This is a genomic window from Pantoea sp. Seng, assembly GCF_009829935.1.
Classification (GTDB): domain Bacteria; phylum Pseudomonadota; class Gammaproteobacteria; order Enterobacterales; family Enterobacteriaceae; genus Pantoea; species Pantoea communis.
This window is the reverse complement of sequence record NZ_SZZV01000001.1, coordinates 137,984-160,821: the sequence shown is the minus strand read 5'-3', so window position 1 is coordinate 160,821 and position 22,838 is coordinate 137,984. Positions and strand designations below refer to the sequence as shown.

Below are 22,838 nucleotides of genomic sequence, written 5' to 3'. Positions count from 1 at the left end.
TCCAAAACCCCGCTTCGGCGGGGTTTTTGCTTTTTAGCCGTTGGCGAACTTACAATACGCCGATTGATGCTGTGAGGAATGACTGTGATTTTTGCCGGTAAAGAGATCGCCACCGATGCGGAAGGCTACTTAAAAAATAGTGCGGACTGGAGCGAAGCACTCGCTGCGGTGATTGCTGAGAATGAAGCCATTGTGATGAGTGAGGCTCACTGGGAAGTGGTACACTTTGTGCGCGCCTTCTATCAGGAGTTCAATACTTCCCCTGCGGTGCGCATGCTGGTGAAAGCCATGGCGCAGAAATATGGCGAGGAAAAAGGGAATAGCCGTTATCTGTTCCGACTGTTCCCTGAAGGTCCGGCAAAACAAGCCACTAAAATAGCTGGTTTGCCAAAACCCGCCAAGTGTCTGTAATCAGCCAGTGGTAAATCGCGTAGGTATCGGCGTGGGTTGATGAGGTTCCACCAGCACCTTATCAACCCGTGCACTGGTTGGCCCGCCTGCTTTCAGCCAGGTGATGAGCGCCTCCACTTTCTGTTCCTCGCCAGCGGCCAGTACTTCAACACTGCCGTCGCGCAGGTTGTGCGCATAACCTGTAACACCCAGTTTATTGGCCTGTGACTGGGTGTAATAGCGAAAGCCCACCCCTTGCACTATACCGTGCACCCAGATTTTGTAGCACGTGTTCGCCATGGCTATCTCCCCATTGTGCGTTGCAATTTGCCGCCATCCACCGGAAAATGGCGCCTCATTTTTTCAGGTAAGCATAGCAAACATGACCGTTCGATTGATTCTCGCAAAGGGACGTGAAAAATCCCTGCTCCGCCGCCATCCGTGGGTGTTCTCAGGTGCCGTTGCCCGTATGGAAGGTAAAGCCCAGTCTGGTGAAACTATTGATGTCTGCGACAGCAATGGTAAATGGCTGGCCCGTGCCGCTTATTCTCCGCAGTCACAAATTCGCGCGCGCGTCTGGAGCTGGCAGCAGGATGAGTCAATCGACATCGCCTTCTTTGTCCGCGCTTTTGAAAAAGCACAGCAGTGGCGCAAATGGTTGGCGCAACGTGATGGCCTTGATAGCTATCGTCTGATTGCCGGTGAGTCGGATGGTATGCCTGGCGTGACCATTGACCGTTTCGGCAACTTTATGGTCCTGCAGCTCCTGTCCGCCGGTGCTGAATATCAACGCCCGGCGATTCTCTCTGCCTTACAGCAGTGCTTCCCAACTTGCGCGATTTACGATCGTTCTGATGTTGCCGTGCGCAAAAAAGAAGGACTGGAACTGACACAAGGCCCAGTCACTGGTGAACTGCCGCCGCCGTTACTGCCGATTACCGAACATGGCATGAAATTGCTGGTCGATATTCAGGGTGGCCATAAAACCGGTTACTACCTTGATCAACGTGACAGCCGTTTTGCCACGCGCCGCTACGCTGAAAACGCTCGCGTGCTGAACTGCTTCTCTTACACCGGCGGATTTGCCGTGTCGGCTCTGATGGGTGGCTGCCGCGAAGTGATTAGCGTGGATACGTCACAGGATGCGCTGGATGTGGCGAAACAGAACGTTGAGCTCAATGGCCTCGATCTGTCTCGTGCACAGTTCGTGCGTGATGATGTCTTCAAACTGCTGCGTCGCTACCGTGACAGCGGCGAAAAGTTTGACGTGATCGTGATGGATCCGCCGAAATTTGTTGAGAACAAGAATCAGCTGATGGGCGCCTGCCGCGGATATAAGGATATTAATATGCTGGCGATGCAGTTGCTCAATCCTAACGGTATTCTTCTGACATTCTCTTGCTCAGGACTGATGGCCACCGAACTGTTCCAGAAAATTATCGCCGATGCCGCAGTGGATGCGGGTCGTGATGTACAATTTGTAGAGCAGTTCCGTCAGGCAGCCGATCACCCCGTGATCGCCAGCTATCCTGAAGGTCTTTATCTGAAAGGTTTTGCCTGCCGCGTGCTGTGACTTGAAAATCTGTACCCTGCCTCCATATTAGAGACAGGGCACAGTTTTGGGAGGCACCATGATTACCAGTAAATTTGGCATTGGACAGCAGGTCCGTCACCGTCTCTCCGGGGTGCTCGGCGTTATTGTGGATGTCGATCCGGAGTTTTCGCTCGATGAACCCGAGCAGGATGATGTGGCGGCCAGTGAAACGCTGCGCGCCGCACCCTGGTATCACGTAGTGATGGAAGATGAAGAAGGCGAACAGGTTCACACCTATGTTGCTGAAATTCAACTCGCCGGTGAAACGTCGTATGAGCATCCTGAGCAACCTTCGATGGATGAACTTGCTGCTTCCATCCGGCAGCAGTTGCAGGCACCTAGCCTGCGCCATTAATGACAACGGCGACCTCGGTCGCCGTTTCAGCTTTACGACGCGATGGGCGGAATACCCAGACGCGGAATTTCAATCTTAGGACAACGATCCATCACCACCGTCATGCCCGCATCGCGCGCTAGCACTGCCGCCTGCTCATTGATCACGCCCAATTGCAGCCACAGTGTATCGGCACCAATGGCTATCGCTTCCTGCGCCACACCCCACGCGGCCTCAGCATTGCGAAACACATCTACCATATCCACTTTACCCGGAATTTCTGCCAGCGTGGCGTAAGCGGTCTGCCCCAGCAACTGCTGCCCCGCCAGTTTTGGACTCACCGGAATAACCTCATAACCCTGATCAAGCAAAAACTTCATCACACCATAGCTTGGGCGATCGGTGCGATCGCTCGCCCCTACCAATGCAATGCGTTTGGTGCGGCTCAATACATCACGAATCGTTTGATCATTCATTTTTTTCTCCTTGTTCGTTCGCCTGAGTGTAGTTGCCATTGCGTGACACAGTGCAAGCCCCTCAGATAAAAACTTTGCGCCTCAGCACGAATAAATATGTGAAAATGTAAATTTACTGCCATAATGTAATAATTTGCTACACATCACCCTTAATCCCCATCCTCCGGGAGTTGAAATGAAGCTGTCTTTGGCTGTTACGAGTTTACTCGTGTTACTCGTATCGGCATCCTGCCATGCCATCACCCTGAAACTCGATCCTGAAATCGACTTGCTGGTGCTCGATGGTCGCAAAATCTCAGGCTCGTTGCTGAAAGGCGCGGACAGCCTGGAGCTGGAGCGTGGGCAGCATCAATTCCTGTTTCGCGTTGAAAAACCTTGTGCGGATGCCACGCATTTTCAGTCGGTGCCGATGATCGTCACGTTCAATGCCAGCGCCACCTCAGTCGCGATTCGTTTACCCGTTCTGGCCAACCGCCGAGAACGCAGCACGTTCGATAAGGCGCTAAATTTCCAGCTCGTTGATGAACGAGGGAATGAAATCACCAGCGTGCGCGATCGCTTACCACAGGGTAGCGATAGCGATCTGGAAAAGGCCATGCTGAATTATAACCGTACTGCCCAGGCGGCATCGGTTCCTCGCTTTGCGCTGCAATCGGTGAGTGCGCCGGATGCCCAGACGAGTCTCGATTTTGCCTGGCAGGATGCGGGAGAGTTACCTTATCTGCAACAGTGGTTTCAGCGTTTTGATGCTGCTACACGCCTGAGATTTATCAGTTGGATGAAAACCTTACGCTCAAGTTGATAGTGTTGAAATGTCAGGGGTCCACTCATGCCTTAAAATTAATGCATGAGAAGAAACAGGAAGCCCTATGGAGCAGACCGTTCGTACCCTTAACGTTCAGAAACACATTGCCCTCGTTGCCCACGATCACTGTAAAGCGACGCTACTGGAGTGGGTTAAAGCCAACCAGAGCGCGCTGCAACCGCATGTGCTCTATGCCACCGGCACCACAGGTAATCTGATTAATCGCCACACCGGTTTAGACGTCAACGCCATGCTAAGCGGCCCGATGGGTGGCGATCAGCAAGTGGGTGCTTTAATTTCCGAAGGGAAAATCGATGTGCTGTTCTTCTTTTGGGATCCGTTAAATGCGGTGCCGCACGATCCCGATGTCAAAGCCCTGTTACGTCTGGCCACCGTGTGGAATATCCCGGTGGCGACCAATCGCGCCACCGCGGATTTCATTATTCAGGCACCGATGTTTGCCCAGCAGTTTGAGATCCAAATCCCCGATTATCAGCGCTATCTTGCCGACCGCCTGAAAGCGTAATGTTCAGGCCTTTCGACTTTGCGGCACGCCCAATTCGCGGAAGTGTTCGACAAAAACGGAAGGCCGATCTTTATCAAACAGCATCCACACTTGCTGACGTGCGCGGGTAATCGCCACATAGGCCAACCGTCGCTCTTCAGCGTCAGGGAAATCTTCCGGCTGGGGTAATAACCACTCTTCCATAATCGATTCACGCGCCTCAGCGGGGAAGCCATCACGCCCCTCATGCAGGCCCAGCATAATGACAAAATCTGCCTGCTGCCCTTTGCTGGCATGAATGGTCATAAAATCGATCTGCAATTTCGGCCAGCGCGTTTTGGCTTTATCGAGGATGGCAGGACGCAAATGGTGATAGCGCGCCAGCAACAGCACACGCTCTTCCGGTTTCGCATAGCCACTTAATTTATCCAGCAACGGTTCCAGTTGCTCCTGCGGCAGCAGCGTGACTGACTTCTTATTCCCCTTGCTCAGACTGTTGAGCGGCTTGCGCAGCTGATGTGGATTCTGCTGCACAAAGCGGTTGGCAATCTCACCGATGCGATCGTTGAAACGATAGGTGGTGTCCAGCACACAGCGATCGCCGTCACCAAAGTAGTGGTGGAAAGCCGTGGTCAGACTCATCTCGGCGCCGCTGAAACGGTATATTGCCTGCCAGTCATCGCCCACCGCGAACAAACTGGTGCGCTTATTCTGCTGACGTAACGCAGTCAATAAAGCGGCACGCTGTGGCGAGATATCCTGAAACTCATCCACGAGAATATGCTTCCACGGGCTGATAAAGCGTCCTTTTTCGAGAATGGCAATCGCCTGATGGATCAGCCCGGAGAAATCGACTGCCCCCTCTTCTTTCAACGCACTCTTCCAGGCTTTTAATAGCGGCGCCATCAGTTTGACGCGTTTGCTGAAGTTATCGCGGAAATCTTCAGGTACATCGGCAATCATCGCCGCCTGCGCACCACCGTGCATGCGCATCAGTCCCAGCCAGCGCTCCATGCGTGAGGCCAGCCGTTGCGCCAACTTGTCATCCTGCCAGAATGGGCCTTCAGCGACCTCCCACTCCAGTTCCTCCTGCAACCATTGACGCCAACCGCTCGCCTGCGCCTTTTTACTGTTGCACTGTTCGCGCCAGGTGTCGATCAGCAGTTGCCGCCGCGCCTTGCTGTCACTTTCAAGCTTGCTGATCACCGGCTGCTTATTGCTGCCTTCGCGGATGATGTGCAATGCCAGCGCGTGAAACGTTCGCGCCTGAATCGGACTCTCACCTAAGCGTTGCTGAATACGATCGTTCATCTCTTCGGCCGCCTGGCGACCAAATGCCAGCAGCAGAATCTGCTCCGGCTGTGACAGCTTGCGTTTCAGCAACCAACCGGCACGTGCCACCAGCACCGAGGTTTTACCACTTCCCGCACCGGCCAGCACCAGTAAGGCGTCTTCACCGTTGACCACCGCTTCGCACTGGGAAGCATTAAGCGGTGTAGTTTCGACAGTGGAGAAAAACTCGTGGTAGTCCTTGATGACCTTCGTCGTCCATTCACGGTTGCGCTGGCGAATGGCGGTTTCACCTTGATCTAACCACTGCTGGCAAAACTGCCAGCGCGCACGGCAATTATCAAACTCATTCAGACGCGAAAGTGGCAGCGGTAAGGCGGAAAATTGGCGTTGAATGCTCTCCTTTACCGTAGCCAGTTCGCTGCGCTTTAACCAGCGATCCTGTTGCGTGTAGGCGATAATCTCCTGTTCCAAAGCCATCAGGACTTGTGCACTGACTTCGCTCATTTCCTGGCTCCACTGCTGCCAGGCATGCTGCAAGTAATGGAAAAAACGCTGCGTCTCCTGCCATTCCGTGCCGTGCAGGCGTACAACCTTATCTTCTGGCAAGTGAAATTCCAGCTCTCCCCAAACCATGCCGCGTTTACAAGCAATACTGATTAACTGATTGAACGGGATAAGATATTCGTGACGATCGCCACTGACTTCCACGCCAGCGGCCAGCAGACGCACCCGATTATAGGGATGCTGAGCCAGACGTTTGCCCATTGATGTTGCTTTCAGTTCCATGTCCGCACCGTCTTGTGGAATTCGATTATCGCGCAGTTTACCTGTCAGACTCTTGGCGCTCCAGCCTTAAAACAGGCTAAACTGGGCGACACATATTGCGGATTGCAAAAGGAAAATCGTGTTATGCGCACCGTATTGAATATTCTTAACTTCGTTTTGGGTGGCGTGTTCACCACGCTAAGCTGGCTGTTTGCCACGCTTGTCAGCATCGTGCTTATCTTTACCCTGCCTTTAACGCGATCCTGCTGGGAAATCACTAAACTTTCACTTCTGCCCTTTGGTAATGAAGCGGTGCATGTCGATGTGCTGCGACCTGACAGTAAAAGCCATGTGCTGAATGCTGGCGGAACCTTCCTCAACATTTTCTGGCTGGTGTTTTTCGGCTGGTGGCTGTGTCTGATGCATATTTCTGCCGGCATCATCCAATGCCTGACCATCATCGGTATCCCCGTCGGTATCGCTAACTTTAAAATTGCCGCTATTGCACTCTGGCCAGTGGGTCGCCGTGTGGTTTCGGTGGAAGAGGCTCAGGCCGCGCGTGAAGCGAATGCGCGCCGTCGTTACTAAGGCGGACGATTGATGCTTCTTAACGCGATGCCGGGATGGCGACGTTATCTGTTTAATAGCAGTCTGCGTTATTTACTGCGCATCTTCTTCGCGCTGGCAGGCTGCGCCGCCGTTCCGTGGTGGTTGCAGCAGATAGAATGGACAATACCTTTAACGCTCGGCGTGGTGGCGGCTGCGCTGGCCGACCTGGATGACCGATGGACCGGGCGCTTGCGCAATCTGATGATTACGCTGGTCTGCTTTTGCATCGCTTCGGTATCGGTTGAATTGTTATTTCCCTACCCATGGGCATTTGCCATCGGTTTGGCGCTCTCCAGCTGGGGCTTCATTCTGCTTGGCGCTCTGGGACAGCGTTATGCCACCATCGCGTTTGGTGCGCTGCTGATTGCGGTTTATACCATGTTGGGGATTGGCCTGTTCCCTGAGTGGTGGATGCAACCCGCCCTGCTGCTGATTGGTGCTCTGTGGTACAACCTGCTGACATTTATCGGGCATTTGATCTTCCCGGTGCGACCGGTGCAGGAGCAACTGGCAGCCAGTTTTTCTCAGCTGGCAAGTTATCTGGAGGCCAAGGCGAATCTGTTCGATCCGGATGCCGGTCAACAGGATGATGCCAGTACCATTGCCACGGCGATGGTGAACAGCCAGTTGGTGGCGCAACTTAATCAGACGAAAACCACCATTCAGAGTCGCTTGCGCGGCGACCGTGGATCGCGCAGCACACGTCGGAGTTTGCACTACTATTTCGTTGCGCAGGATATTCATGAACGCGCCAGCTCATCCCATCTGCAATATCACCTGCTGCGCGATAACTGGCGCTATAACGAAGTGCTGTTCCGCTTCCAGCGCCTGTTGAATATGCAAGCTCAGGCCTGTCGCAAGCTGGCTGAGAGCATCTTGTTAAGACAGCCGTGGCATCATGACAGCAGCTTTGAACGCACTTTTTCCCGGCTGGAAACGGCTTTGGAGAGATTGCAGCAGAATGACCCGCAGGACCCTCACAATCGCGCGCTGTTTTGGCTGCTACGCAATTTGCGTGCGATTGATGCGCAACTAGCCTCGATTGAGTCTGAACAAGCGCTGGCCGAACCGACTTCCTCCGCAGATAACCATCTTTCTCGTGAAGGGCTGAGTGGATGGGCGGACATTCGGCTACGGCTGAGCCGTCATCTGAGCCCCGGATCGGCGCTGTTCCGTCATGCTGTGCGTATGTCTCTGGTGCTTTGTGTCGGATACGCTTTTATTCAAATTACCGGTCTTCATCGCGGCTACTGGATTTTGCTCACCAGTCTGTTTGTCTGCCAGCCTAATTACAACGCCACGCGCCGCCGACTCGCCTTACGTATTGGCGGGACGCTGGCCGGTATCGCCATCGGCTTGCCAGTGCTGTGGTTGGTGCCCTCCATCGAAGGGCAGCTGATTTTAATCGTGCTAAGCGGCGTACTGTTTTTTGCCTTTCGCCAGATTCAGTATGCGCAAGCCACACTGTTTATCACCTTACTGGTACTGCTCTGCTTTAACCTGCTGGGCGAAGGCTTTGAGGTGGCGCTGCCGCGTATTGTTGATACGTTGCTAGGGTGCGGTCTGGCCTGGCTGGCCGTGGCATTTGTCTGGCCCGACTGGCAATTCCGCAAGATTAGCGCCGTTGCGGATCGCACACTGAATGCCAATTGTCGCTATCTCGATGCCATTCTGGAGCAATATCATCAGGGCAAAGATAATCGTCTGCCCTATCGCGTGGCACGCCGCGATGCTCACAATGCCGATGCTGAATTAGCATCTGTGGTCTCGAATATGAGCAGCGAACTCAAGCTTCAGCAACCGTTGCGTGAAAACGCGTTCCGGTTGCTGTGCCTGAATCACTCCTTCCTGAGCTACATCTCGGCGCTGGGCGCTCATCGCGAACGCCTCTCTGACCCTGCACTGCTCAAAGTTTTAGATGATGCAGTCTGTTTTGTTGAGGATGTGCTGCAGATTGAACGCGTTGACGACCAGCAGGCATTAGCCATGCAGCAGCAGGTAATGCAACAATTAAGTGAAGTTAAAAACAGTTCGGACGTGCAGGCGCCGCTGGTGATGCAGCAGCTAGGATTACTGATTGCCCTGCTGCCGGAAATTGCCCGCCTGCGCCGCACACTATCCAGTCATTAAGTTAACTCGGCTCCACCATGTTTTTTTGGTGGAGCGTTTTGACATACCACGCATGCAGTTCTTCTCTGATCGCCGCAGGCAATGCAGCTTGGTGATGTCCGGAAATCGCCCCTTCCAATGCCATTAACGTTTTCAGCCCGATATGTTTGTTAACGGCACGCAGTTTGAGCCAGCTCTGGCGCGATCCCATTTCATGCAGCACTTTCACCGAACTGATGCCAACTTTATGCAGCATCATCTCCATGCGCAGGCTAAGGTTAGGCAGATCCTTCAACCGTAGGGTCACTGTCCGATTTGCTAACTCATGCTGTGCTGCGTGCAGTGCACTGGCCGACAACCGCAAGAGTTGCTCAGTATCCTGCCAAAGCTTCGCATCCACCTTGAAGTAATTCAGTTGCACTGGGATGCCGCGTTTGCGATAAACCAGCGGTTCAAGAGCACGTTGGGTGTGGTAAGTCTGCAATGCCTCACTGGCACGCAGGTAAAGCGCGTCTTCATTGATATACGCAAAAATGACCTTTTCTACTGTCAGAGCATAGCCACCAAATTGCGTTCGGGATTCGATCTTTCCCAGCGGTGCCAGCTGTGTTTTGGATTGTTTAACGAGTGGATTGTTGGTTTTCATTACAGCTCCTTTCCGTGAATTCTCATTCGAGAAAATTCCTTAAAATCCTGGGTTTTCATCTGGTTAGAAGATAGAAAAAACCCATTAGCTGTTCAATGAATAAAAGCATTTGCTGTGTGCGATGTGCACAATTTGCGAGGTGTTTTCAGAAATTGAGGTTGATCTTTATCCAGGAAGACATTACTGTACATCCATACAGTTCATTACTGAGTGATTAAAACATGCGTACTCAATTCTCTGGCCTTGCTGATCGTTCTCAACGTTTTGCTTCTACAAGCCTGACGCAGCCTTCTCTGGGTGGAATTACTGAACTACGTTACAGCGAACAACCTGGCATGATGCAGTTACTGCTGTTGCCGGTGTTAAAGCAACTCAGCGAACAGTCCCGCTGGCAGCTGTGGTTAACACCTGCGCATAAGCTGAATCGCAACTGGATGCAGCAGTCAGGATTACCGCTTGAGAAAAGTATGCATATCACCGAATCTGAACGACTCACGACAGTGGAAAGTATGGTGAAGGCTCTGCGCACGGGAAATTATAGTGTGGTTTTGGCCTGGATACCGTACGAATTGAATGATGAAGAGCGGTTTGAACTCGAAATGGCAGCGGCAGAAGGTGAAGCACTAGGTTTAATTATGCGTCCGCAAGGTCACGATCGCGTCTTGTCCAGACAACCAAATACGCCAAAAATTCCGTCGGATTTGTTTCATTAAGTAAAACCAGGAATTTTCTCACGCTTTTTTTTCTTAAGGATGCTGCTAAGCCACTGATTCTTTTCCCGCTAGCTTTGACAATGGTTTAGCAGCATTTTCTCAATTCGCTGGCGAAGATTTTGCCATGTGATTTGTTAAAATGTGTGTATAAATCCCTGTTTTTTTGCTGGCTGGCCTCACATCATACTTGTAACTTTCCAATCTCGTTGTAGACTTTATCTCGCCAGGGTGCTCAATAACCTCCGTTTTTTCGGTAGAGTCAAAAGCGAGCGTTTAGACCCGGCGAAGGATTAACACAAAGAGCAACCTTTTTGCTCATTGCCTATTTGGATGATAACGAGGCGCAAAAATGAAAAAGACAGCTATCGCAATTGCAGTGGCACTGGCTGGCTTCGCTACCGTAGCGCAGGCCGCTCCTAAAGATAACACCTGGTACACCGGTGCTAAACTGGGCTGGTCTCAGTATCACGATACTGGTTACTACGGTAACGGTTACGCGAACAACGACGGTCCAACTCACGAATCTCAGCTTGGTGCTGGTGCATTCCTGGGCTACCAGGCTAACCCATACCTGGGCTTCGAGCTGGGCTACGACTGGTTAGGCCGCATGCCTAACAAAGGCGACCAAGTTAACGGCGCATTCAAAGCACAAGGCGTTCAGCTGGCAGCTAAACTGAGCTACCCAATCACTGACGATCTGGACGTGTACACCCGTCTGGGCGGCATGGTATGGCGTGCAGACTCTAAACAAGTTGATCTGCGTGATGGTAATCGCATCAGCAACCACGACACCGGCGTTTCTCCGCTGGCTGCAGTTGGTGTTGAATACGCACTGACCAAAAACTGGGCGACTCGCCTGGACTATCAGTGGGTTAACAACATCGGTGACGCAGGTACCGTTGGTGCGCGTCCAGACAACAGCATGCTGAGCGTCGGCGTGTCTTACCGTTTCGGTCAGGATGAAGAAGCAGCACCAGTTGTTGCTCCAGCACCAGCTCCAGCGCCAGTTGTAGAAACCAAGCGTTTCACTCTGAAGTCTGACGTGCTGTTCAACTTCAACAAAGCGACTCTGAAACCAGAAGGCCAGCAGGCTCTGGATCAGCTGTACAGCCAGCTGAGCTCAATGGATCCTAAAGACGGTTCTGTTGTTGTTCTGGGCTTCACTGACCGTATCGGTTCAGAGCAGTACAACCAGAAACTGTCTGAGAAGCGTGCTCAGTCTGTAGTTGATTACCTGGTCTCTAAAGGTATCCCTTCTAACAAGATCTCTGCACGCGGTATGGGCAAATCTAACCCAGTGACTGGCAACACCTGTGACAGCGTGAAAGGCCGTAATGCCCTGATCGACTGCCTGGCGCCAGACCGTCGCGTTGAAATCGACGTGAAAGGTATCAAAGACGTTGTAACTCAGCCACAGGCTTAAGTTATCACGCAATAAAAAACCCCGCTCTTGCGGGGTTTTTTTTATCTCTTTTCAACTGGCTAACAACACCATCATAGTGCACACATCAGCGCTATTCGTTCTCTGATCCGCCTTTACCCAGAATCGCCTGCAGATCCTGCTTAAGCGTTGACATCTGGCTGGCATACTTCTCTTTGCGCTCGGCATCTTCAATCAACTGCACAATGGTTTCTGATAGCGTGTTACTGCGACGCTGTGCCAATCCTGCCAAACGCTGCCACACCAGATATTCCAGATCGATCGACTTCTTACGCGTATGCTGATGTTCCGCATTAAAATGCCGCTTACGGCGCGCACGAATAGTCTGCTTCAGCCGATTCTCGAGATCGGGGTGAATGTGCTGAGCTATCCATTCCGCTACCTCTACTGGACTATTTTCCATCGCCAGTAAGGCATCCACCGCAGCCTGCGCGGCGCTGAGCTCAAGATGACGGGTGATCAATTCACCCTCCCGATGCTTTTTCACCAGGTATTTCCACTTCCATCCACTTTCAAGATTTTCGAGTTGCTGGTATTTCATCGGAATCTCATCGTGATCACGTAACAAACTAAGAATAACAGCTTTTTTCCCGGATGCAGCAAGGAAAAACATGTAGCGGTCATCACATTTTGGGCTGGAACTCCGCAGTGCTTAACAAGGTTGATTCCTGTATAATCGCGCTTTTCCTAAATCTGACTAATGCGAATATTTTGACCAGCACTCAAATTACGTGGCAAGCCCTGCAGCCGGATAGCATCCGCTACCAATCCATTTTCTCAAACGTCTCACTGGAAGATAGCGATAGTCTTGCCGCGGTTCAGCCGCGTCTGCTGAATGCGCTGGCGCATTTGCATCATCAAACCTTAGGTTTTCCTCTGTTGCTATTACGCAGTCAGGAAAACAGCGATTATCTCGCGTGCATCGCCGAAGCCGCACAGCGCTTCCAGCCCGAAGAGATTGCGCTGTATGGCGGTGACTATCATGTCATGGGCGACACGGTCAGCCTGATGCCGCCCAGCGATGCTAACCGGCCATTCACCAGTCAGGGCGGTGTTCACTTTGCCGACTGGATTGAAGCAGAACAGCTGTTCGGTTGTGTGCGTCAGTACAAAGATCGTATTCAGCCCGAGCCGGGATTGATTCATCAAGCCAATGGCGGCACTTTAATCCTGTCCGTGAATACGCTACTGGCTCAACCACTGCTATGGCTGCGTCTGCGTAAGTGCATCGAGCAAGGCCGCTTTGACTGGTATTCGCAGGACGAACGCCAACCGTTGCCAGTGGCCATCCCTTCCCTGCCGCTGCAACTGCGCCTGGTACTTTGTGGCGATCGTGATGCGCTAGCCAGCTTCCAGGAATTGGATGCAGAAGTGCATGAAATGGCACTCTACAGCGAGTTCGAAGAGAACCTGCAGATCACTGATGAAGAGGACATGACCTTCTGGTGCCAGTGGACGCTCACACAAGCTGAACAAGCTGGCCTGGACCAGCCTGCAGCCGATTTCTGGCCGCTCTTGATCAATGAGGCGGTTCGCTTCACGGGTGATCAAGAAACCTTACCGCTCTGCCCGCGCTGGTTACGCCGTCAGCTGCAGGAAACCGCGCTGCACGGTGACGTCATCAATGCTGAAGCATTGAAAGAAGCACTGGAAGCGCGCGAATGGCGTGAAAGCTACCTGGCCGACCGCATGCGTGACGAAATTCTGCTCAATCAGATTATGATTGAAACTGAAGGTGAAGTGGTGGGACAGATTAACGGTCTGTCTGTAGTGGAGTTTCCTGGTCATCCGCGTCCGTGGGGCGAGCCGTCACGTATCACCTGTGTTGTTCATCCGGGGGATGGCGAATTCACTGACGTTGAGCGTAAAGCCGAGCTGGGCGGTAATATTCATGCGAAAGGCATGATGATTATGCAAGCTTATCTGATCGCTGAACTTGAACTCGAGCAACAGCTGCCCTTCTCAGCCTCGTTAGTGTTTGAACAATCCTATTCCGAAGTGGATGGTGATAGCGCCTCACTGGCCGAACTCTGCGCGCTGATTAGTGCACTGGCCAATCAGCCACTAAGCCAGCATATTGCGGTGACCGGTTCCGTGGACCAATTTGGTAATGTGCAGCCTGTTGGCGGCCTGAATGAAAAAATTGAAGGCTTCTTCAGCATTTGCCAGTCACGCGAGCTGACCGGTAAACAAGGCGTTATTCTGCCAGCCAGTAATGTGCGCCATTTGAGCCTCAGCGAAGCTGTGGTTGATGCGGTGAAGCAAGAGCAATTCCACATCTGGGCAATTGAAAGCGTGGATGAAGCGTTACCCTTATTAACCGGCATCGCATGGCAAAGTGAGAGCGGCGAGTCACTGCTCAATACCATTCAGGAACGTATTGCACAGCTGAACCAGCAGGAAATTCGTCATCGTCCGTGGCCATTGCGCTGGCTCAACTGGTTTAACCACAGCTGATTGATTTGCCCAGCGTACAACTGTTCGCTAATATTCGGGCTTCACTAAAAGAAGGCATATTGAGAACATGGTAGATAAACGCGAATCCTATAGCAAAGAAGACCTGGTTGCCTCAGGTCGCGGCGAACTGTTTGGCGAAAATGGACCGCCGCTTCCCTCTGATAACATGTTGATGATGGACCGCGTGGTCATGATGACCGAAGACGGCGGTAAATTTGACAAAGGTTTTGTGGAAGCCGAACTGGATATCCGCCCTGACCTGTGGTTCTTCGATTGCCACTTTAAAGGCGATCCGGTCATGCCAGGCTGCCTCGGCCTTGACGCCATGTGGCAGTTGGTTGGCTTCTACCTCGGCTGGTTAGGCGCTGAAGGTAAAGGCCGCGCACTGGGTGTGGGCGAAGTGAAATTCACCGGTCAGGTACTGCCAACCGCGAAGAAAGTCACTTATAAAATTCACTTCAAGCGCGTGATCAACCGCAAGCTGGTGATGGGCGTGGCTGATGGTGAAGTCTTCGTTGACGGTAACCTGATTTACACCGCGACAGATTTGAAAGTGGGTCTGTTTAAAGACACCTCTGCTTTCTAATTCCCCAAACGAAAACCTCCGCATTCAGCGGAGGTTTCTTCCTTCAATTATGGACATCCGACAGTGCTAGGCCACCGCCGACCTGTCCTCCATGGCTTGACGCCAACCTCCCAACCAGTAAGACCGCGCATCGATCATTTGATAGGGGCATATCTCTTTTGAGCGGCCAGTAATACCCGCTTGATAGCCTCGTGAGTGTGCACGTTCCAGGCGGTCTCTTTTCTGTCTCTTCATGCCTCGATTCCCTCATTTCAGGTCTGGTGGATTCTGGGTGGAAAGAAAGAGTGGCGATATAATGTTCAACCACAGTAATGTTCTAACTCCTGGCAGAAGAAAGATCAATGCGCAAAATTCACGCCAATGTCATCATTTTGACGCTAAAACGACATTTATAATTGTCAATTCCGTGTATATCTGGCTGATTAGACGATAAAAAAAGCCCCTGATTTGATGTCCGTCACACAACGGCAAATCAGGGACTTAGCATAAGCATCGAACAAATCTTAATTTAGCGAAATGACACTTTTTGCGATTTGTTGTGCTGTTTGCTGCCAGCCGATAGCCAGAGTTCGCACCAGCGCATCATAGCCATCTTCATTTTGCGGCAGAGTCAGATTAAAGCCATGTTTGATTAAGCGCCCTTGATGTTGCAGGAGCCATTCTCCGCTCACCACAACCTGGCCATCATAGCGACCCTGGAAACCGGTCACATTTACCGTCAAAGTATCGTGGCTCTCACCTAACGGAGCACTGGCAACAATTCGGCCCGGCAGTGCTTTGCTGAGGTTGCTGATCAATGTCTGTTGTAGTTGTTGATCCAGCGGACTGGCCCACAAGTTATTGGCAGCAATCACATACTTTACATCGCTGGTTTGATACACCAAACCATTCCCTGCCATATAATCCGGAACCGATACCTGCTCGACCCAAATCATTGGCTGGTTGCCGCTGGATGCGCTGTCTACACGCGCGACATTGCTGCCCGCAGGCAGTTGATAATAGGTGTTTTCGATGGTGCTGCTACAACCTGCCAGGAGCAGCATCGCACCAATAATCAGCCCTTTTTTCACTGTTTCGCCCTCTTTGGCTGGGGATCCTGGCCCGGTTTGGCTTCAAACACCAATGCATTGCTCTTGGTATTGAGCGTTTTCAGCACCGGCTGCAATTCGCGCAGCACCTGGTCAAGTCGCTGCATGTCTCCCACCAGTTTGTTATAAGCCGGTGAACCCGGCTGCAAGCCTTTCATGCTGCGATTCAACTCGCGCAGCGTCTGCTGCATATCTTCTGGCAGCGTTTTCATCGCCGGGCTGGCAGTGATGTGATTGAGGTTATCCAGGGTTTTCTGCAATTGCTGCATCGTACGCTGGCTCTCTTTCAGGGTGCTTGTCGCTTCGGTGATCATCGGGTTCAATGGCAGACCGTTGATCTTATCCAGCGCTGCTGTGAGCTTCTGCTGAATCTGACTTAATCCACCACTGACCGTTGGAATCACCTCCAGGCCCGCAATCTCATTTGGACCTTTATACGCCGGTGCGTTGTCATAGAAGTCCAGATCGATATACAGCGCACCCGATAAGAGGTTACCGGTTTTCAGCGTAGCGCGCAGACCCCGCTTCTTGCCATCCTGCAGGTGCTGCTCAAGATTGAAATCTCCGCCCAGACGGCTGATAAAGCGATCCGGTTCGATACGAATCAATATCGGAACACGATAATCGTTATTCAACGCCTGATTGACACCTGGAATGGTGTAAGGCACTTGCGAGACGGTACCCAGACGAATGCCGCGGAACTCAACCGGTGCGCCTACCTGCAAGCCACGAATCGAATCGGTAAAGAACAGCAGGAAATCGGTGTGGGTGGTATATAACGAATCCTGGATGCTGCGCTGATCGTCAAACAGATGGTATTCCGCTTTATTTTCGGCGATCTGCCCCAGCTCCGCGCCATCTGGCACATCAAAACTAACGCCACCGCTAAACAGCGTCGTCAGTGAACCCATTTCCACCCGCATGCCCGAGGCAGACATATCGACGGCGATACCGCTGTCTTTCCAGAAACGGACATTGGTCGTGATCAGACGATCGTACGGAGCGGCGATGAACAGTTGATAGGTCATCATGCGTTTATCGGTATCAAAGGTGCTGGATTCCACCGTACCCACGCGATAGCCACGGAACAGCACCGGATCGCCCGCATTAAGCTGTCCGGCTTTTTTACTATCGAGTGTGATGCGAATGCCTTTGGCATCCGGCGGTGCCAGAGGTGGCGCATCCAGCAGTTGATAGCGCTCCGGTTGATCGCCCTTCGTACCTGGCTGCAATTCAATATAGGCACCCGAGAGTAATGTGCCGAGACCGGTAATCCCTTCGCGCCCGATTTGCGGTTTCACCACCCAGAATACGCTGTCGCCATGCAACAGTTTTTCCATCCCAGAATTGAGGCGTGCTTTGATCTCCACATGGTGCAGATCGTCAGTTAATACTGCACTTTCCACTACGCCAACATTGACACTGCGGCTCTTAATGGTGGTTTTTCCGGCTTCTATACCCTCAGCGCTTTCGGTGATCAACGTCACCTCCGGACCCTGATGGCTGAAATGATAAAATAAGATCCAGCCACCAATGAATAGCGTGACGATGGGTACGATCCAGACCGGTGACCAGCGTTTAATCTGGTCGACCTTAGCAGTCCCGTGATGGTTGTCCGTCAAGACGCGGCTCCTTTCGTTCAGTTTCCCGTAATCGATCCCAAATCAGGCGCGGATCAAACGTCATCGCTGCAAACATGGTAAGAATCACTACCATGGCAAACAGCAGCGCGCCTGGCGCAGGGTAAACACTCATTAGCTGCCCCATCCGCACCAACGCGGATAACACAGCGATGACAAACACATCAATCATTGACCAGCGGCCAACAAATTCCACCACCTCATACACCACGTGCATTTTCTCATCATCACGTCGACCGCGACCACTGGCGTGCCAGCAAAGCCAGGCAATCGCCAGCATCTTGAGTGAAGGCACCATGATACTGGCGATAAAGATCACCAGCGCCACTGGCCAGGAGCCATCGCTCCACAGCAGAATCACCCCGGCCATAATGTTCGAGGGATACTGCGAGCCAAGCGTCTCGGTGACCATAATCGGCATGATGTTTGAGGGAATGTAGAGCATCACCGAGGTGATCAAGAGTGCCAGCGTCCACTGCAAGCTGTGCTTACGTCGCGGTGCAGCGACCACGCCACAGCGGGGACACTCAGCCTGCCCGACAGATAAGATAGCGGTACAGCAAGGGCAACTGCGCAATCCCTGCTTCAACCCACTGATTCCGGCTTGCGGCACCATCGGCAATGCCGGGAGTGGACCCATGCTCTGCCACACCCATCGCCGATCCACACACTGAAATGCGCGCAGCTGTAATACACAGAATAGACACCACGGCCAGAAACTGCTTCCAAGGCCAATTTCGCCGTAGGCCATCAGCTTCACAAAGCTCACCAGCACGCCTGCCATAAAGATCTCGGCCATGCCCCAACTGCGCAGCTGGAATAAAATACGCGCCAGCCCAAGGCGCAGACTGTGCGGCATACGCACGCGATTCACCAACAGCAGAATGGTGATCATGCAGAATGCGGGAATCCCCTGTACAAACAGCAGAAACAGTGTCGCCAGGCTGCGGTAATCTTCACGATCCATCACCGCGGGAATTTCGAGCAGCGAGATTTGGCTGCTCAGCCCGGCCACATGCATATTGATAAAGGGAAATAGATTCGCCAGCACCAGCATAAACAGTGCCGCGAAAGCGTACCCGGTAGGACGTTTTCGCGGCTCATGCCAGTTAGCGGTCAGCGTGGTATGACAACGTGGGCAGCGCGCGCGACTGCCCACCGGCACGGCAGGCAATTTTACGGTTAAATCACACTGTGGACAGAGCATCCACTGGTGCGCCTGATCCGTTGCACACATACTGACTTCCTCTGTGTTACGCGCCGTTTTTCAGCGCTTCCAACTCTTCCCAGCGCTCAAACGCCACTTCCAGCTCTTTTTCCGTCTGCGCTAACGCATCCAGAACCGGTTGAGTTTTGTCGTGCGGCTGGCTGAAAAAGTCCGGATGGCTCATTTTCGCCTGCAGTTCGCCGATACGTGTTTCCAGTTGCTCCAGTTTTTGCGGCAGCTGTTCCAGTTCACGCGTCAGGTTATAGCTGAGTTTGTTCGCGCTACGTTTTGGCTCCTGATTTTTCTCTGCCGCTTTGGGCGCAGCGGATGCGGTTTTCACCGTAGCGGACTTGGTTTGCTTATAGGCGCTACGCTGCAACTGCGCATCGTGATAGCCGCCGACAAAGGCACCAATCTCACCGTTGCCTTCAAAGATCCAGCATTCGGTCACGGTGTTATCGACGAATTGACGATCGTGGCTCACCAGCATCACGGTGCCCTGATAACCATCCACCAGCTCTTCCAGCAGCTCCAGCGTTTCCACGTCAAGGTCGTTGGTCGGTTCATCGAGAATCAACAGGTTGCTAGGTTTCAGGAACAAACGCGCTAACAGCAGGCGGTTACGCTCACCACCGGATAACGCACGCACTGGCGTCATCGCACGCTTCGGATGGAACAGGAAGTCCTGCAGATAGCCCAGCACATGGCGCGGCTTACCGTTGACCATCACTTCCTGTTTACCTTCCGCGAGGTTATCCATCACGGTACGATCCGGATCCAGTTCAGCACGGTGCTGGTCGAAGTACGCGATCTCCAGCTTAGTCCCGCAGTGTACGCGACCACTGTCCGCTTTTAACTCATCCAGCATCAGACGCAGTAAGGTGGTTTTACCACAGCCGTTCGGGCCAATCAGGGCGATCTTATCGCCGCGCTGCACCTGAGTGGAGAAATCGCGCACCAGCGTTTTGCCATCCACGCTGTAATTGACGTTTTCCATCTCAAATACAATCTTACCTGAGCGAGCGGCTTCGCCGACCTGCATGTTGGCTTTGCCCATCACATCACGGCGTTCTGAACGTTCACGACGCAGCGCTTTTAATGCGCGCATGCGGCCTTCATTACGGGTACGGCGCGCTTTGATGCCCTGGCGAATCCAGACTTCTTCCTGCGCCAGCTTGCGGTCAAACTCCGCGTTCTGCATCTCTTCGACGCGCAGTGCTTCTTCTTTACCCAGCAGGAATTGATCGTAATCGCCCGGCCAGGAAACCAGTTTACCGCGGTCGAGATCGACAATACGCGTCGCCATATTGCGGATAAACGAACGGTCGTGCGAGATAAACACGATGCTGCCGGTAAAGGTCTTGAGGAAGGTTTCCAGCCAGTTGATAGTTTCAATATCGAGGTGGTTAGTCGGTTCATCAAGCATCAGCACGCGTGGATTGCTCACCAGCGCACGGCCCAGCGCGGCTTTACGCAGCCAGCCACCGGAGAGTGAGGAAAGCTCAGTGTCAGCTTCCAGACCAATCTGCTGCAATACGTCATTGATACGGCTATCGAGCTGCCACAAATTCTGATGATCCAGAATGGTTTGCAAACGACCCATTTCGTTTAGGTTTTTCTCGCTCGGATCTTCCATCACCAGATGAGAAATCGCGTGATAAGCTTTCAGATGCTCAGCCTGCTCCGCAACGCCCTCCGCCACAAAATCGTAGACTGAACCGGTAATGTTCCGAGGTGGGTCCTGTTGCAGGCGCGCCACCACTAAATCTTGTTCGTAAATAATGCGGCCATCATCCAGCGGTTGTTCGCCATTGATGATTTTCATTAATGTGGATTTACCGGCACCGTTACGGCCCACCAGACAGACGCGTTCGCCCTCTTCGATGTGCAGTTCGGTGTTATCCAACAGCGGCGCATCGCTGAATGAGAGGTAAGCGCCATGGATACTGATCAGTGACATAAAACTTATTCCTTACCGGCGTGGCTAACCAGCCAGCAGTTGTGAATTTGACGGTTGCGTGCGAAATCTTGCGACAACGTTTTTTGGGTAATTTCCTGCGCCTGTAAGCCCAGAGCGGCTAAACCGTCCAGGTCCATTTTGAAACCGCGCTTGTTATTCGAGAACATAATGGTGCCACCGCGACGCAGCAGACGTTTCAGATTCTGCATCAGCATCATGTGGTCACGCTGCACGTCAAAATCGTCTTCCATTCGTTTGGAATTCGAGAAAGTCGGCGGATCGATGAAGATCAAATCAAATTGTTCGTCACTGTCACGCAACCAGCTCAGGCAATCGGCGTGCATCAGTCGATGCTGACGTCCGGTCAGACCGTTAAGACGCAGGTTGCGCTCGGCCCACTCCAGATAAGTGCGAGACATATCCACGGTGGTGGTGGTTTTCGCACCGCCTAACCCGGCGTGCACGCTGGCGGTGCCGGTGTAGGCAAACAGGTTAAGGAAGTCTTTACCCGCGCTCATTTTGCCCAGCATTTGGCGGGCCAGACGGTGATCCAGGAACAAACCGGTGTCAAGATAATCGGTCAGATTCACCAGCAGACGCGCGTCAAACTCCTGTACTTCGAAGAAGTCGCCCTTTTCTCCCAGCTTCTGATACTGATTTTTACCCTTCTGACGCTCACGGGTTTTCATCACCAGTCGATTGGCCGGAATCTCCAGCACGCTCAGCGTCGCGCTGATCACATCAAACAGACGCTGACGTGCTTTATTGGCATCCACGGTTTTCGGTGGTGCATATTCCTGAATCACCACCCAGTCGCCGTAGCGGTCTACCGCGACGTTGTATTCCGGCAAGTCGGCATCGTACAAGCGATAGCATTCAATGTTGGACTGCTTCGCCCACTTTTCCAGCTTCTTGATGTTCTTACGCAGACGGTTGGCAAAGTCTTCGGCAATTTGCGCGCTACCTTCACCGCTGGTTGCGGCCAGCTGATAGTTTTTCTGCACACATTCCAGTGGGCCATTTTTGGCTTTGAACTGGCGGTCGGCGCGCAGTTGCAGGCAGCTTAGCAATTCCGGCGACGCACTAAACAGAGACAGATTCCAGCCGCCGAACTGCTGTTTCATAATGCGTCCCAGCAGGCTGTGCAACGCAATCAACGCGGGTTCGCTTTCCAGACGTTCACCGTAAGGCGGGTTGCTCAGCACGGTGCCGGTGATCTCCTGGCCCGCCAGCGGGTTCTTCAGCTTAATCACATCCTGCTGGGCAAAAGTGAACAGCTCGAACACGCCAGCACGACGCGCATTGGCTCGCGCGGATTCCAGCACGCGGCTGTCATTGTCGTAACCGAAGAAGCGCGCGGTTGTGGCCGCCGTCCCCACACGGGCACGCTCTTTCGCCTCAGCCAGTACTTCCTGCCAGACCGCCTGATTATGGTTTTTCCAGCGGTTGAAACCCCAATGAGTACGCAGCAAGCCCGGCGCGCGATCGGTAGCGATCAGCGCCGCTTCCAGCAGTAAAGTACCAGAACCGCACATCGGATCGATCAATGGCGTGGTGCTCTGCCAACCAGAACGCATCACAATCGCGGCCGCCAGCGTCTCTTTCAGCGGTGCCTGGCCGGTTTGCTGACGATAGCCACGCTGATGCAGCGCATCGCCACTCAGATCCAGTGCGATGCTGACACGATCTTTATTCAGCCACGCATTAATGCGAATGCCAGGCTGTTCACGGTCCACGCTCGGACGCTCCAGATTCTGACGCGTAAAGCTGTCAACGATCGCATCTTTAATACGCAACGCGCCGAACTGGCTGTTACGGATCACCTCATTGGTGCCGCTAAAGTGAATCGCAAAGCTGGTGCTGCTGTCGAACATCTCGGTCCAGGGAATGCTCTGCGCGCCCACATACAGGTCGAGATCGCTCCAGACGCCAAATTCTCCCAGCGGCAGCAAAATACGCGAAGCCAGTCGGCTCCACAGCAGGCTTTGGTACATCACACGGTCATCGGCACGGAAGTGGACGCCGCCCTGCACCACCTGCAAATCCTGCGCACCCAGCGCGTCCAGCTCAGTTTTTAACAGCTCTTCGAGCCCACGCGCCGTACTGGCAAACAGAGAATTCATATCGTCACTTTTTACTCTTGCTAAAATTGTTGCGCATTATAGCGAATCAGCGTCCTATGTCATAAAGTTAGCTTCTTTTTGTCCTGTTGGAGTTTCG

22 protein-coding genes are annotated in these 22,838 nt (G+C 52.8%); 11 read left to right on the top strand and 11 right to left on the bottom strand.

Features of this window, described 5'->3' with window-relative positions; all coding sequences use genetic code 11:
- Nucleotides 1-84 precede the first annotated feature (84 nt).
- Nucleotides 85-411, top strand: coding sequence for a sulfurtransferase TusE (tusE, locus tag FD737_RS00700; protein WP_038647738.1), 327 nt, complete (start codon nt 85-87; stop codon nt 409-411).
- Here tusE and yccX read toward each other — a convergent pair whose 3' ends face one another.
- Nucleotides 412-690: an acylphosphatase gene (gene yccX, locus FD737_RS00695; RefSeq protein ID WP_160832455.1), complete on the bottom strand. Its 279-nt coding sequence runs from the start codon at nt 688-690 to the stop codon at nt 412-414. It abuts the gene before it with no gap.
- Nucleotides 691-772: 82 nt separating this feature from the next.
- On the opposite strand from yccX, the gene rlmI reads away from it, so the two are divergent.
- Together rlmI and hspQ are read left to right on the top strand one after the other, a co-directional pair.
- Nucleotides 773-1,963, top strand: coding sequence for a 23S rRNA (cytosine(1962)-C(5))-methyltransferase RlmI (gene rlmI / locus FD737_RS00690; protein ID WP_160832454.1), 1,191 nt, complete (start codon nt 773-775; stop codon nt 1,961-1,963).
- Nucleotides 1,964-2,021: 58 nt separating this feature from the next.
- Nucleotides 2,022-2,339, top strand: a complete 318-nt coding sequence (hspQ, locus tag FD737_RS00685; RefSeq protein ID WP_034820407.1) for a heat shock protein HspQ — start codon at nt 2,022-2,024, stop codon at nt 2,337-2,339.
- A 32-nt stretch (nt 2,340-2,371) separates the two neighbouring features.
- Here the strand turns inward: hspQ and FD737_RS00680 are convergent, their stop codons facing one another.
- Nucleotides 2,372-2,794: a CoA-binding protein gene (locus FD737_RS00680; RefSeq protein WP_160832453.1), complete on the bottom strand. Its 423-nt coding sequence runs from the start codon at nt 2,792-2,794 to the stop codon at nt 2,372-2,374.
- Nucleotides 2,795-2,969: 175 nt separating this feature from the next.
- Here FD737_RS00680 and FD737_RS00675 point away from each other — a divergent pair, with 175 nt between their 5' ends.
- Nucleotides 2,970-3,596, top strand: coding sequence for a DUF2057 family protein (locus FD737_RS00675; protein ID WP_160832452.1), 627 nt, complete (start codon nt 2,970-2,972; stop codon nt 3,594-3,596).
- A 67-nt stretch (nt 3,597-3,663) separates the two neighbouring features.
- Entirely contained in the window at nt 3,664-4,125 is a 462-nt protein-coding gene (locus FD737_RS00670; protein ID WP_034820416.1) for a methylglyoxal synthase, read from the top strand.
- A gap of 3 nt (nt 4,126-4,128) precedes the next feature.
- Here FD737_RS00670 and helD read toward each other — a convergent pair whose 3' ends face one another.
- Nucleotides 4,129-6,183 (bottom strand): DNA helicase IV, encoded by a 2,055-nt coding sequence (helD, locus tag FD737_RS00665; protein ID WP_160832451.1) that lies wholly within the window; start codon nt 6,181-6,183, stop codon nt 4,129-4,131.
- Between the two features lie 123 nt (nt 6,184-6,306).
- Between helD and FD737_RS00660 the strand changes: the two genes are divergently transcribed.
- Together FD737_RS00660 and yccS are read left to right on the top strand one after the other, a co-directional pair.
- The gene (locus tag FD737_RS00660) at nt 6,307-6,750 is read left to right on the top strand and encodes a YccF domain-containing protein (protein WP_034820431.1); all 444 of its coding nucleotides are present in this window, start codon (nt 6,307-6,309) and stop codon (nt 6,748-6,750) included.
- 12 nt (nt 6,751-6,762) lie between these two features.
- Nucleotides 6,763-8,901, top strand: a complete 2,139-nt coding sequence (gene yccS, locus FD737_RS00655; RefSeq protein ID WP_160832541.1) for a YccS family putative transporter — start codon at nt 6,763-6,765, stop codon at nt 8,899-8,901.
- A 1-nt stretch (nt 8,902) separates the two neighbouring features.
- Here yccS and FD737_RS00650 read toward each other — a convergent pair whose 3' ends face one another.
- Nucleotides 8,903-9,526 (bottom strand): TfoX/Sxy family DNA transformation protein, encoded by a 624-nt coding sequence (locus FD737_RS00650; protein WP_097119299.1) that lies wholly within the window; start codon nt 9,524-9,526, stop codon nt 8,903-8,905.
- Between the two features lie 221 nt (nt 9,527-9,747).
- On the opposite strand from FD737_RS00650, the gene sulA reads away from it, so the two are divergent.
- Together sulA and ompA are read left to right on the top strand one after the other, a co-directional pair.
- On the top strand, nt 9,748-10,239 hold the full coding sequence (sulA, locus tag FD737_RS00645) for an SOS-induced cell division inhibitor SulA (RefSeq protein WP_097119300.1): 492 nt from the start codon (nt 9,748-9,750) through the stop codon (nt 10,237-10,239).
- A gap of 349 nt (nt 10,240-10,588) precedes the next feature.
- Nucleotides 10,589-11,662 carry a porin OmpA gene (gene ompA, locus FD737_RS00640; protein WP_160832450.1) on the top strand — a complete coding sequence of 358 codons (1,074 nt, stop codon included), beginning with the start codon at nt 10,589-10,591 and terminating at the stop codon, nt 11,660-11,662.
- Nucleotides 11,663-11,753: 91 nt separating this feature from the next.
- On the opposite strand, the gene matP is transcribed toward ompA, so the two are convergent.
- Entirely contained in the window at nt 11,754-12,221 is a 468-nt protein-coding gene (gene matP / locus FD737_RS00635) for a macrodomain Ter protein MatP (protein ID WP_141399037.1), read from the bottom strand.
- 53 nt (nt 12,222-12,274) lie between these two features.
- On the opposite strand from matP, the gene FD737_RS00630 reads away from it, so the two are divergent.
- A complete protein-coding gene (locus FD737_RS00630) occupies nt 12,275-14,137 on the top strand; it encodes a Lon protease family protein (RefSeq protein ID WP_160832449.1) in 1,863 nt (620 codons plus the stop codon).
- 67 nt (nt 14,138-14,204) lie between these two features.
- Nucleotides 14,205-14,723, top strand: a complete 519-nt coding sequence (fabA, locus tag FD737_RS00625) for a bifunctional 3-hydroxydecanoyl-ACP dehydratase/trans-2-decenoyl-ACP isomerase (protein ID WP_034820448.1) — start codon at nt 14,205-14,207, stop codon at nt 14,721-14,723.
- A gap of 66 nt (nt 14,724-14,789) precedes the next feature.
- Here the strand turns inward: fabA and rmf are convergent, their stop codons facing one another.
- From rmf to rlmKL, 6 genes are all read right to left on the bottom strand, one after another.
- A complete protein-coding gene (gene rmf, locus FD737_RS00620; RefSeq protein ID WP_007887362.1) occupies nt 14,790-14,957 on the bottom strand; it encodes a ribosome modulation factor in 168 nt (55 codons plus the stop codon).
- 269 nt (nt 14,958-15,226) lie between these two features.
- The gene (pqiC, locus tag FD737_RS00615) at nt 15,227-15,793 is read right to left on the bottom strand and encodes a membrane integrity-associated transporter subunit PqiC (RefSeq protein WP_034820450.1); all 567 of its coding nucleotides are present in this window, start codon (nt 15,791-15,793) and stop codon (nt 15,227-15,229) included.
- Nucleotides 15,790-17,433, bottom strand: a complete 1,644-nt coding sequence (gene pqiB / locus FD737_RS00610; RefSeq protein WP_160832448.1) for an intermembrane transport protein PqiB — start codon at nt 17,431-17,433, stop codon at nt 15,790-15,792. The genes pqiC and pqiB overlap by 4 nt, the downstream gene beginning before the upstream one ends.
- Nucleotides 17,405-18,688, bottom strand: coding sequence for a membrane integrity-associated transporter subunit PqiA (pqiA, locus tag FD737_RS00605; RefSeq protein ID WP_034820456.1), 1,284 nt, complete (start codon nt 18,686-18,688; stop codon nt 17,405-17,407). Before pqiA ends, pqiB begins: the two co-directional genes overlap by 29 nt.
- Before the next feature lie 16 nt (nt 18,689-18,704).
- Entirely contained in the window at nt 18,705-20,618 is a 1,914-nt protein-coding gene (locus tag FD737_RS00600; RefSeq protein WP_160832447.1) for an ABC transporter ATP-binding protein, read from the bottom strand.
- 5 nt (nt 20,619-20,623) lie between these two features.
- Nucleotides 20,624-22,741: a bifunctional 23S rRNA (guanine(2069)-N(7))-methyltransferase RlmK/23S rRNA (guanine(2445)-N(2))-methyltransferase RlmL gene (gene rlmKL, locus FD737_RS00595; protein ID WP_160832446.1), complete on the bottom strand. Its 2,118-nt coding sequence runs from the start codon at nt 22,739-22,741 to the stop codon at nt 20,624-20,626.
- Between the last annotated feature and the right edge of the window lie 97 nt (nt 22,742-22,838).